The sequence below is a fragment of the Candidatus Saccharibacteria bacterium genome, from assembly GCA_016432585.1.
Lineage (GTDB): Bacteria > Patescibacteriota > Saccharimonadia > Saccharimonadales > Saccharimonadaceae.
The window spans coordinates 271,232-282,925 of the sequence record CP066696.1 but is presented as its reverse complement, the minus strand read 5'-3'; the positions used below and the strand labels follow the sequence as shown (position 1 = coordinate 282,925).

Sequence of the window (11,694 nt, the reverse complement as noted above, 5' to 3'; positions counted from 1 at the left end):
GGAAAACTTATGCAAAAACAAATCATCTCATTGCTGTGGCATACGGCAATGAAATACCCCGCTCGTACACTACTAACTCTTGTTGGTTCTGCCGCAACCACGGTCATTGGTTCATTTTTTGGACCTTATATTATCTCGGAACTGCTCAATCAGCTCCAAACTGGGTCGGTATCACTAAACGCCGCCATGCCGCTTATCATTGCGTACACGGCAACCCAAATCTATGGCCAAATTATCGGCTGGCGTCTTAACCTATACTTTGCCTGGACCATGGAAACGGCAGCACAGCGTGATCTTTACCGCCGGATTTTCTCTAGCCTAACCGAACAGAGCCTCACCTTTCATTCAAACCGTTTTGGTGGCGCCCTTGTATCACAAACGACCAAAATGATTGGCGCGTTTGAACGTTTTTGGGATACAATCATTTTTCAAATCATGCCATCGCTCGCAAGCGTTGTAGCTGCCACGGTTATTTTGAGTTTCGTTTTTTGGCAGTACGCAGTTTTTCTTTTCGTTCTTTCTATCGTCTTTGCAATCACCGTTTTTTGGGGTTCAAAGTTTCTCGCAGTGCGAAACAAAGAAGAGGCGCAAGCAAGCACGGCAACAAATGCATACGTTGCAGATGCCGTTACGAATGTCGTTACTATAAAATCACATGGCACCGAACAAATAGAGCTCGATACACTTACTGAAAAAGCATCTGATTGGCGCTCAAAGAGTCTCTCAACAATGCGCGGTTTTTTGGCGGTCAGCAGCGGCTATTCACTTCTTATTAGCGTTCTCAACGTTGTTGCACTAGTTGGTGCTATTTGGGCTTCCGAACACAATATCATCTCGATTGGGACGGTATACCTAAGTATTACTTATACGTTTACCGTGGGACGCCAGCTATGGGAGATGAACAGTATTATGCGCAACTACAACCGTATTATGGGTGATGCGCATGACATGACCGAGATTCTACAGCTCGAGCCAACTGTCGTTAATAAAACCGATACGCCAATTTCGGTCAGTAGAGGTGCGATCGACTTTAAAGACGTTACCTTTGCGCACGACGGCAGCAACGAGAACCTCTTTGATAAGTTCTCTCTTCGCGTCAAACCAGGCGAGCGAATCGGACTTGTTGGGCATTCTGGTTCTGGCAAAACCACATTATCGCGGCTTCTTTTGCGTTTTTCAGATATCGAGAGTGGCGCGATTCTTATCGACGACCAAAACATTGCCGAAGTTACCCAGGAATCGCTCCGCCGAAGTATTGCCTACGTTCCGCAAGAGCCTATGCTCTTTCACCGTAGCCTGCGCGATAACATCGCCTATGGTAAAAAGAATGTTACCGACGAGGATATTCTAGAGGCTGCACGTCAAGCCAATGCTATCGAGTTTATCGAAAAGCTGCCCGAAGGCCTTGATACAATGGTTGGCGAGCGAGGCGTGAAGCTTTCGGGTGGCCAGCGCCAGCGTATTGCTATTGCCCGCGCCATCTTAAAAGACGCGCCTATCCTTCTCCTCGACGAAGCAACCTCTGCGCTCGATAGTGAAAGCGAAAAGTTAATTCAAGATGCCCTCGAAAAACTCATGAAAGGCCGCACGAGCATTGTTATTGCACACCGGCTTTCAACTATTGCAAAGCTCGATCGCATTGTCGTACTTGAAAACGGAACGATCAGTGAGCAAGGCTCGCACACACGCCTGCTTGAACAAAAAGGAACATACTCGAAGCTGTGGTCGCACCAATCTGGCGGCTTTATAGAAGAAGACACCGAGGAATAATCATGACCGAGCGTAACCTAGCCAGCAAACAAACAATCAAAAAAACGCTCGCTATTTATAAGCAAGAAATCCTCAAGGACAAAAAATCACTGGCGATGTATTCGGTAATGATACCGATCAACCGCCTTTTGTACCTTGTTATTCTGCCGTTTATATTTAGCTTGATTATCCAGTCGCTGATTACCCACCCAAGCAACTGGCAATATCCAGCGCTTCTTTTGGGCATCGCGACGGTCGTGTCGATTCTTGCGCTTATTACCGCGCAACTCGGCTTTTTAAAACTTTTCCTCCACGAAGAAAAGATGAAAACGTCACTACTGCGGAGAGCAACCGAAAACCTGATGCTTCACAGCGATCAGTTTTTTGCCAACCGTAAGGTTGGGTCACTGGCGGGCGACGTCAGTACGTTTAGCGGCTCAATCGGCACTTTCCTTGACATTCTTTTCCTGCAGGCCAGCGGTATCACTATCAACTTTATCGCAAGCCTCATTATTATCGGTATCATGTCGCCGATACTCCTTATTCCACTTAGTCTTGGAACATTCTTTCTAGTATGGCGCAGTATGGTTGCCGTATCGTCGCGCCGAACATTACGCCACAAGCGTAAACGTTTGGTTTCGCAGTTAAATGGCACCGTGGCTGATATCTTAGGTAATCTTCAGATCGTTCGTTATTTTGCGATGGGCAATAGCGAAGTCGAGCGCGTTATTCGTGACCGCACAAAAATTGAACATGTCGTACACAAAGAAATCGATATCTTCCAGCGCGAATCAATTACCCGACAGATGACCCTTTTTGCATTTCAGCTTATTACAATGGGTGTGTGTATTTGGCTGTTTACCACAGGTAATGTCACGATTGCCGCGCTTGTGTTTGCCGTCACCTATCTAGGTCGTCTCACAAGTTCACTATTTGAAATTACCCCAATTATTCGTGGGATGGAGCAGCTATTTCTCGATGCATCAAACATTACGGATATTCTCGATGAACAGCCCGAGATAAAGGATTCGCCAAATGCCGCTGATCTTGTCGTAAAAAAGGGCGGTGTCGAACTGCAAAACATCAGCTTTGGCTATGCCGATAACAAGAAGACAAAAGTTATTCAGAATATCTCAATTTCAATTAAACCAGGTGAACGTATTGGTCTTGCGGGCTCAAGTGGCGGCGGTAAAACCACACTTACGAAACTCTTACTTCGCTCTGCCGATGTTTCAGATGGCGCGATTCTTATTGATGGCCAGAATATTTCGGAGGTAACGCAAAAAAGCCTGCGAGCTTCGATTGCTTACGTGCCCCAGGAACCTTTTTTGTTTCACCGTACACTACGCGAAAATATCGCCTACGCCCACCCAGAGGCTACCGACGAAGCAATATTCTCGGCGGTTAAGCGCGCCAACGCCTACGAGTTTATAAAAGATCTTCCAAGCGGACTCGATACGGTCGTTGGTGAACGTGGGGTTAAACTTTCGGGTGGGCAACGCCAGCGAATCGCGCTCGCCCGGGCAATCCTAAAAGACGCGCCGATTCTTATTCTCGACGAAGCAACCTCTGCGCTCGATAGCGAAAGCGAAAAACTCATTCAGGACGCACTCGCAAAACTTATGAAAAACCGTACATCAATCGTTGTCGCACACCGTCTTAGCACTATCGCCGACCTCGACCGTATTATCGTGCTCGATAAAGGCCAGATTGCCGAAGAAGGTACTCACTCGGCACTTATAAAACAAAAGGGTATCTACGCCAAGCTTTGGGCTCACCAATCCGGCGGGTTTATCGAGGAATAGAGACGAAAAGAGCCCGCCCGAAAAGGCCAGCGATAAGATATAATTTTATATCTTATGGGCTCTTTTCGGGCGGACAGGACAGATCAGATGCGAACCTCGCCGCTGGCGACGAGACTCTCGATCTCCTTCAGGAGCCGAGTCATCACCGTGGCCTGGTTGACGCCCGCAGCGGGCATCATGACAGCCGTGTTCGGCAGCGTGCTCGCCGTCGTGAAGCCGTTCGGCATCAGCAGTCCGCTGCGCTCCATGGCCTCGCCCACCTTGTAGTGGGTGGCACCCGGGCAGCTTACGACGATGGCGACGGTGCTCAGCACGACGAATTCGATCTCTTGAGTCATGGCTTCTCCTTCGGATAGAGAGTCGAGAGTATCCTCGTCTCTTGGCCATTTTTATATTATAGCATACAATAAGCTTTTATGCAAAACGCCCTCGCTAGCAAAAGCAAGGGCGTTTTTTAAATTCCAGAGCTTATTCTATTTTGCTGGCTCTTCTTTTTCTTCCGTTGACTCACCATTCTCAGACTCAACCTCAGACTCATCTTCAGCATCACCACCAGCCGCGTCGTTTGCCGCCTGAAGTGCGCTTGGCTCGTAAACATTTGCAACAACCAAATCCATATCTTGGTCGTTCGAAGCAAATTCAACACCTTCTGGAAGTTTAACATCCGCAAGTGTCAACTTGTCTTCGTCGGTTGTCAGTTCAAGAATCGACATTTCTAGTGATTCAGGTAGTTTGGCTGGAATTGCCTTAACTTCAATCTTTTCAATTGCCTGAAGCACCACCAAGCCGGCGCGCTCTGCGGCACTCTCACCAAGACCAGTTAGTACAATTGGCACCTCGGTAGTAATTGTTTCGTTCTGTTTGATCGTGTGAAACGCTACGTGGCGAACCATGTGCTTTACAGGATCAATATCGATACTCTTAATAATCGCGAGCTTCTTTTTATCGCCAATCATAAGGTGGACGGGCGAGTGCTTGCCTGCTTGCTTTGCAACTTTCGTTGTCTCAACCATTGGAGATTGTGTTGCAATCGGCTCGGCCTTGCCGCCATAAACAACGCTTGGAATCATTCCTTCGCGCCGTAGCGCATCCATCTTTTTTCCTACTACTGTACGTTCGGTTAATTTCAGTGAAATTTCGTTCATAGTCCTCCTAATCGGTCTTTTACCATTATACCATTTTCGGCTCTCATGCTAAAATAGGTGGAGTTATGATACCTGGATTTGACCTTACAGAATTTGCCATGACCACCGGGCCGTGGATAGTGACACTTGTTATTGCACTTATTATTTTTGCCGAGAGCGGGCTGTTGATTGGCTTTTTCTTACCAGGAGACAGTCTTCTTTTTAGCGCCGGCTTCCTTATGAGTGCGGGCAAGCTCGACTTTGATATTCATTTTTTTGTTGTCATTATGTTCCTCGCCGCAGTTATTGGCGACGGCGTTGGTTATTTATTTGGGCGTCGTATCGGGCCAAAGATATTCAAACGGCCTAATTCCCTTCTCTTCCGACAAGAAAACATCGAAAAGGCAAAAGAATTCTACGAAAAGCATGGCAGTATAACTATTGTTATTGCACGCTTTATTCCTGTGGTTCGCACCTTCGCACCGATTGTCGCAGGCGTTGGACAAATGAAATACAAAAGCTTTCTTACTTTCAACGTTATCGGCGCGCTTTTGTGGGCGGTAGGCATTACCTACGCCGGCTTCTATATCGGTGAAGTACTTCACAGCATGGGAATCGAGATTGATACCGTTCTTCTACCGATTATTCTCGTCATTCTTATCTCATCGGTACTTCCCCCAGCTATTCATATTCTTAAAGATAAAGACCGTCGCTATTCGATATGGAACGGTACAAAAAAACAAATCAAGATTCTTCTTAGGAGAAAGTAAAAGTAAGAAAGGCCGCAGTAACAGATGTTCAATCCGCAGTCGTATCGTAGTTCAACACCACGTAATTTGCTTGTGGCTCTTGCATTTTTTATCACGGGCCTTACCCTGATTGCGATTATTTACGCAGGAGTGCGCAGTAACACAGGCCTGGCGTCATGGGACGTGATTGTCCACGATTGGTTCGTCGCCAATCGAACAGCCGGCATGACTCAGTTTATGGAATTCGTCACCTTCTTATTCGACCCCTACCTGCTGCTCGGAGTTACTGCGCTGGGGTCTGTCGTTTGGGCGTGGCACAAAAAAGAATATTGGCGACCAGCACTCGTTTCACTTTCGCTAGCGATTGCCTTTGTTGTTTCGACACTTATAAAAACAATCATTGAACGATCGCGACCACCCGAAGCCGACATGATATTGCCGCTGGAGACGGGCTTTGCCTTTCCCTCAAATCACACCTATGGCGTCGCTGTTCTTGCGCTTATCATTGGTTATTTTCTATATTCACGACGCGCCACGGTGAAAACATTCTACTCATGGCTCGCCGGAGCAATCATTTGTACAATTCTTATTGCTGCTAGCCGTCTTTACCTAGGCTATCACTGGCTAACCGACGTTACGGCATCGATATGTCTTGCACTTGTCGTGCTCGCCATTATTATGGCCGCCGACCGCCTTCAGACCAGGCGATTCCGTCCGCAGACTACAGAAGATCTTTAAGATATTTGCCCGTAAACGAAGCGGCAACCTTAGTGATTTCTTCTGGCGTACCGCTAGCAACCACCACACCACCACCAACACCGCCTTCAGGGCCCATGTCGATAACATGATCAGCCGACTTAACGACGTCGAGATTGTGTTCGATAATCACCATGCTGTTGCCGCCTTCAATCAGTTTTTGCAAAATCACAATAAGGCGCTTCACATCGGCGCTATGAAGACCAGTTGTCGGCTCGTCGAGAATATACAAAGTTTTACCGGTCGCACGGCGCGAAAGCTCGGTTGCTAGTTTAATACGCTGCGCTTCACCACCGCTAAACGTCGTTGCTGGCTGGCCAAGGCGAATATACCCAAGACCAACTTCTACAAGCGTGTCTAATTTTCGTGCAATGCCCGGAATATTCTCGAAAAACTTCGCGGCTTGCTCGACAGTCATTTCTAAAACATCGCTAATTGTTGCATCTTTGTATTTAATTTCGAGCGCTTCGCGGTTGTAACGCTTACCGTTACAAACGTCACATGTAACATACACGTCTGGCAAAAAATGCATTTCGATCTTAATAACGCCATCACCCTGACAGTTTTCACAGCGACCGCCCTTTACGTTAAAGCTGAATCGCCCGGCTTTGTAGCCGCGAATATTAGCCTCGGGCGTACCCGCAAACAACTCACGAATAGGCGTAAATACACCCGTATATGTTGCAGGGTTAGAACGAGGCGTGCGGCCGATTGCCGACTGATCAATAACAATCGCCTTGTCGAGGTGTTTGATTCCTTCGATATTCTCGTGCGCCCCAGGAACAGTCTGCGCGCGGTGAAGCCGTGCCGAAAGTTCTTTTGCCAAGATATCATTCACGAGGGTTGATTTGCCGCTGCCACTAACGCCACTTACTACAGTCATAACCCCCAGCGGAAATGCCACGTCAATATTCTTGAGATTATTTTCGCGAGCGCCACGAATCACAAGCTGACGATCGGCCATAATTGTTCGGCGTTTTTTAGGCACATCAATCTTTTCAGTTCCTGCAAGATACCTACCGGTAATGCTGTCTTTTTGCGCCGCAACCTCGGCAGGCGTTCCCGCTGCAACAACGTTTCCACCCGCTACACCAGCGCCCGGGCCAATATCTAACAAGTAGTCGGCTTGGCGAATTGTATCTTCATCGTGCTCAACAACAAGTACCGTATTACCAAGATCACGAAGTCGTTTCAGCGTACCAATTAAACGGTCGTTATCACGTTGATGTAGACCAATCGAAGGCTCATCAAGGACATACAATACACCCTGAAGGCCCGATCCAATTTGCGTCGCTAGGCGAATACGCTGCGCTTCACCGCCCGAAAGTGTATTAGCAGCACGGCCAAGTTCAAGATAATTAAGCCCAACATTACTCATAAACCCAAGACGTTCTGTAATCTCTTTCATGATTTGCGTCGCAATAAACCGCTCTTGTTCAGTCAGCTTCAGCTCGTTACGGAAAAGATCAAGTGCGTCATCGACACCCAAGTTACAGATATCCATAATATTCAGATCGTGGACGGTTACCGCAAGCACCACAGGCTTAAGGCGGGCTCCTTTACAGGTATGACATTGACGTTCGCGCATGAACCGTTCAATATCCTTGCGCATAAATTCACTGTCGGTCTCTTTATGGCGACGTTCTAGATTTGGAATAACGCCTTCGTACGTGGCATCGTAGTGGCGGCCATTGCCAAGTGATACAGTATATTTTTGATCGCCAGTTCCATATAAGATCTTGTCGAGATCATCTTTTTTAAGCTGGCCAACAGGAACGCTAAGACTAAACCCATGTTCTTCGGCAACTTTTGCAAGGCGTTTCATGTACCACGCGTCGCTGTTTACACGGTTGTACGGGCGAATTGCACCTTCGGCAAGTGTCAGATTAGGATTAAACACAAGCTCTGGATCAACCTCAAGACGGCTGCCGAGTCCGGTACACACCGGGCATGCTCCTTGCGGCGCGTTAAAGCTAAAGAGGCGTGGCTCTAGCTCGGGAATATCCTCGTTTGGGTGATCGACACAAGCATAGCGCTGGCTAAATACCGTAATGCTGTCACTATCGGCGTTCAAAAGCTCTACCACTCCATCGGCAAGCTCAAGCGCCTGCTCAATAGATTGCGTCACACGCCCTAGGATTTCTTTACTCATTGCGATACGATCGACGACGATTTCGATATTGTGCTTGTAGCTTTTTTGCAGATCTGGGAATTCATCGAGCGAGTATATAACACCGTCAACTCGAGCCCTCGCAAAACCAAGACGGCGATACTGCTCTGGCACGTGTGCAAACTCACCCTTTTTATCTTTAATGATCGGTGCCAAAATCATCAGGCGAGCGCCATCTTCGATCTTCATTACTTCATCGATAATCGCCTGAGGCGTGCGGCGAGAAACTTCTTTGCCACAAACAGGACAGTGCGGAACACCGATGCGCGCAAAAAGCAGACGCAAATAGTCGTAGATTTCGGTTACTGTCGCCACGGTCGAACGCGGGTTGCGGCTCGTTGATTTTTGGTCGATAGAGATAGCCGGGCTCAAGCCTTCGATCGATTCGACATCTGGCTTGTCCATAATTCCAAGGAACTGGCGTGCATAACTTGAGAGACTCTCAACGTAGCGGCGCTGACCTTCCGCATAAATGGTATCAAAAGCAAGGCTCGATTTTCCCGAACCAGAAAGACCAGTGATAACCACCAGCTTATCTCGTGGAATCTCCACACTGATATTTTTTAAGTTGTGCTCGCGGGCACCTGTAACGCGAATAACCTCTGGCATAACAACTAATTATACCACGAAAAGCAATGATCCTCCTACCCCGCTAAACGTCAACCTTTTTGTAGATCTAGGGAATTATTCGTCCGCAACAACTTCGTCGATACGATAGTATTTCGACGCCATCAGCACCTTAAACGGCTGCCATACACGTCGGGCTTTTTTGTGAGTTAACGTACTGAGTTTTACCAGAATAAACACCAGCATGGTAAGCCCCGTACACAAAAGTGCGGTCACAATATCAAGCGCCAAAACGCCGCCCGTATCAATCATAACGATGAATGCAAGCGTGATCGAAAACAAAACAATCATCACCATCCACTCGTTACTAAACACCTTGTTTCCTACCTGCATAGCGTAGTTGGTGCGGTTTTGCTGGTTCGCAACCAGTTTTTCAAGCAATTTATTAACATCTTCTTTGTGCTTGCCTTTGTAATCGACACAATAGCTAATAAGATCTTCGTATTCTTTTTCAGCAGCTAACATGTTGTTGTCAGAAGTCTTTCTTAGATACGAAGTAATGCGCGTTTTAATCTCTTGTTTCATCGATTCGGGCAATGTTCGTATGGCAAGCATTATTGCAAAAATAGCATTCGCCTCGGCGCGAACAATCTTGTGCAGTTCTTCAATGCGCGTTTTTTGCGCTGCGAGGATTGGAGAAATATAAAATCCATATAAAAACGAGTTAACCGAAAAAAGCGCAAGCGTATCACGGGTAAACGATATCTGCGGCATTATCGAAATAACTACCATGAAAATAACAAATAGAACCACAAACAGCACACTCAGACGAACCTTAGTAAGAATAAACGTTTTCATAGTGCTTCTATGATATATCAACTATTCATAAAACACCATTCTGCTTATCTTTGCATGGTTTTGACAGAACTGCTATATTGACTTTAAGTATATATTATAAAAGAGGTGCGGTTGGTGAAAAAGGTAGTAATTTTAACGGTTGTGGCGGGTTTCGGGCTAGTCGTTCTGCTTAATTCGGGCATTTTCGAATCTCTCGTTCTCTTTCTTCTCGCCGGCATCGTACCGGGCACCAACTATGCGATACCTTCGAGCATCATGCTGCTTTGTATTATCAGTATTGTATGGCTGATCCTCTTTCGGTTCATGGCTATCGAAGCGTACATTGTCTACATAAATAAACGCTCAGCTAAAAAAACCGCTCTCCACAAAAAGCGCATGCCTAAGCGCCGTTTCGAACAGGTTTAGCTTTCGGTCTCTTGGTTTTCGATATCGCTTGGCATGACACTCTCAGCCCAAAGCTGTAGTTCTTGCAAAATAAACTGTTTATTTTCATCTTTTTCCGTTGCCGAAAGTCGCTGAAGCGATTTCATGAATTGCGGCATTTGCGATGCAATATACGCGCCGCGCCATAATTCCCAGGTGTGAGCTTCGTTTTCATTAAGACTCTTCGGGTAATTGCGTGCTTTGTAGCGAAGCAACAGCGATGGCAATCTTTCATCTCCAAAGTCGGGGTTAAAATCGGCCAGTTCACGCTCGGCGGCATTACGCACTGTTTCTATGCGTAGTCTATCCATGTCGCCAACAAAACCATCGTATAGCTGCGCCTCGGCGTGAGGTGATTTTTTAAATTCGGCCCGCGACTCAAACAGCGAGCGAATATTCTCGGCAAAATGCGGCGCACGAAGTAGTGCTGTTTTGTGTTTTTCGATCGTCTCTTTGTTGAGGTGAATTTTTTTCCAGCCATCTGCCTGTTCTAAGACTCCAAGCGGCGCAACCGCCGGCGCCCTGTTATACTGCAGCTCTTTTACCGGCAATGGAACAAAGTCACTCTTCTGGCGCTCTTCCCATGGAGCGTAGAATTTTTTCTTCAAATCTTCAAGGCTCAGATCAATCACCGTCGACGGATCATAGCGAAGATCATACACGATAACATTGCCGTTCTTGCCAGCCGTCAGAGGAAAAGCCACGGTTGTTTTGTTGTGCTCAGAATCATATCGTCCGCTTGTATAAATAAACGGTTTTTTATCATCAAGATTCACCAACTCTTTTACTTTTTTCTTGTCGCGCATTGCAAAAAGATAGCCAAAAAGCTGGGGCTGCTTGGTTTTAATAAGTTTCGTCACCGCAATAAGTGCCTCGACATCACTAAGCGCATCATGCGCCTTAAGATGATCTATGCCATTCTCTTTCGTAAGAAGTTCGAGCCGGTTAGACGCCTTGCCATCAACCACCGGCCAGTTAATACCTTCCGGACGCAGCGCTCGGGTCATGCGAACCACATCTAAAAGGTCCCACCTAGAGCGACCGTCTTTCCAGCTCCATTCATACGGGTCATGAAAGTTTCGCCACATGTGATGTCGCACAAACTCGTCATCAAATCGAATACTATTAAACCCTACCGCCACTGTTTCAGGCGTAAAGATATCATCGTTCAGCATTTTAGCAAATTCGGCTTCGGTATAGCCATCTGCCTGGGTTTGTTGTGGCGTAATACCTGTTACCATAAGCGCCTCTGGGCTTGGCAACGTATCGTCACTAAGTTTAATGAGGATATTATAGGGTTCACCCACTGGATTCAAATCCATATCCGTCCGGATACCAGCAAATTGCATAATACGCGCATGGCGTGGATCGAGGCCGCTCGTTTCGAGGTCGTAAAAGAAGAATGTTTGTGCCATACCTCTAGCATAGCAAAAATCTACCTTTTACGCGGCGTTTAAATCACATTGATTATCGAATTAACCAAAGAACTGTTT

At 46.9% G+C, this 11,694-nt stretch carries 10 protein-coding genes; 5 read left to right on the top strand and 5 right to left on the bottom strand.

The features are described from left to right. Positions 1–9 precede the first annotated feature (9 nt). Both HZB75_01480 and HZB75_01475 read left to right on the top strand, forming a co-directional pair. The gene (locus HZB75_01480) at positions 10–1,770 is read left to right on the top strand and encodes an ABC transporter ATP-binding protein (protein QQG51161.1); all 1,761 of its coding nucleotides are present in this window, start codon (positions 10–12) and stop codon (positions 1,768–1,770) included. A gap of 785 nt (positions 1,771–2,555) precedes the next feature. Further along, positions 2,556–3,554, top strand: coding sequence for an ABC transporter ATP-binding protein (locus HZB75_01475; protein QQG51354.1), 999 nt, complete (start codon positions 2,556–2,558; stop codon positions 3,552–3,554). A gap of 83 nt (positions 3,555–3,637) precedes the next feature. Here the strand turns inward: HZB75_01475 and HZB75_01470 are convergent, their stop codons facing one another. Together HZB75_01470 and HZB75_01465 are read right to left on the bottom strand one after the other, a co-directional pair. Continuing rightward, positions 3,638–3,892, bottom strand: a complete 255-nt coding sequence (locus HZB75_01470) for a hypothetical protein (protein QQG51160.1) — start codon at positions 3,890–3,892, stop codon at positions 3,638–3,640. A gap of 135 nt (positions 3,893–4,027) precedes the next feature. Then, on the bottom strand, positions 4,028–4,699 hold the full coding sequence (locus tag HZB75_01465) for a 50S ribosomal protein L25 (protein QQG51159.1): 672 nt from the start codon (positions 4,697–4,699) through the stop codon (positions 4,028–4,030). Positions 4,700–4,797: 98 nt separating this feature from the next. Here HZB75_01465 and HZB75_01460 point away from each other — a divergent pair, with 98 nt between their 5' ends. Together HZB75_01460 and HZB75_01455 are read left to right on the top strand one after the other, a co-directional pair. After that, on the top strand, positions 4,798–5,448 hold the full coding sequence (locus HZB75_01460) for a VTT domain-containing protein (protein ID QQG51353.1): 651 nt from the start codon (positions 4,798–4,800) through the stop codon (positions 5,446–5,448). 24 nt (positions 5,449–5,472) lie between these two features. Further along, positions 5,473–6,165: a phosphatase PAP2 family protein gene (locus HZB75_01455; protein ID QQG51158.1), complete on the top strand. Its 693-nt coding sequence runs from the start codon at positions 5,473–5,475 to the stop codon at positions 6,163–6,165. On the opposite strand, the gene uvrA is transcribed toward HZB75_01455, so the two are convergent. Both uvrA and HZB75_01445 read right to left on the bottom strand, forming a co-directional pair. Further along, positions 6,149–8,962: an excinuclease ABC subunit UvrA gene (gene uvrA, locus HZB75_01450; GenBank protein ID QQG51157.1), complete on the bottom strand. Its 2,814-nt coding sequence runs from the start codon at positions 8,960–8,962 to the stop codon at positions 6,149–6,151. The genes HZB75_01455 and uvrA overlap by 17 nt on opposite strands. Positions 8,963–9,037: 75 nt before the next feature. Further along, complete coding sequence (locus HZB75_01445; protein QQG51156.1) at positions 9,038–9,778, bottom strand: hypothetical protein; 741 nt, start codon at positions 9,776–9,778, stop codon at positions 9,038–9,040. 114 nt (positions 9,779–9,892) lie between these two features. Between HZB75_01445 and HZB75_01440 the strand changes: the two genes are divergently transcribed. Next, entirely contained in the window at positions 9,893–10,183 is a 291-nt protein-coding gene (locus HZB75_01440; protein ID QQG51155.1) for a hypothetical protein, read from the top strand. Here HZB75_01440 and sbcB read toward each other — a convergent pair. Continuing rightward, entirely contained in the window at positions 10,180–11,616 is a 1,437-nt protein-coding gene (gene sbcB, locus HZB75_01435) for an exodeoxyribonuclease I (GenBank protein ID QQG51154.1), read from the bottom strand. The two genes, HZB75_01440 and sbcB, sit on opposite strands and share 4 nt — an antisense overlap. Positions 11,617–11,694 lie beyond the last annotated feature (78 nt).

Coding starts and splice junctions, on each gene's coding strand:
- HZB75_01470 (QQG51160.1), bottom strand. CDS start 3,892: ATGACTCAAGAGATCGAATTCGTCGTGCTGAGCACCGTCGCCATCGTC.
- HZB75_01465 (QQG51159.1), bottom strand. CDS start 4,699: ATGAACGAAATTTCACTGAAATTAACCGAACGTACAGTAGTAGGAAAA.
- HZB75_01445 (QQG51156.1), bottom strand. CDS start 9,778: ATGAAAACGTTTATTCTTACTAAGGTTCGTCTGAGTGTGCTGTTTGTG.
- HZB75_01455 (QQG51158.1), top strand. CDS start 5,473: ATGTTCAATCCGCAGTCGTATCGTAGTTCAACACCACGTAATTTGCTT.
- HZB75_01460 (QQG51353.1), top strand. CDS start 4,798: ATGACCACCGGGCCGTGGATAGTGACACTTGTTATTGCACTTATTATT.
- HZB75_01475 (QQG51354.1), top strand. CDS start 2,556: ATGACCCTTTTTGCATTTCAGCTTATTACAATGGGTGTGTGTATTTGG.
- HZB75_01480 (QQG51161.1), top strand. CDS start 10: ATGCAAAAACAAATCATCTCATTGCTGTGGCATACGGCAATGAAATAC.
- sbcB (QQG51154.1), bottom strand. CDS start 11,616: ATGGCACAAACATTCTTCTTTTACGACCTCGAAACGAGCGGCCTCGAT.
- uvrA (QQG51157.1), bottom strand. CDS start 8,962: ATGCCAGAGGTTATTCGCGTTACAGGTGCCCGCGAGCACAACTTAAAA.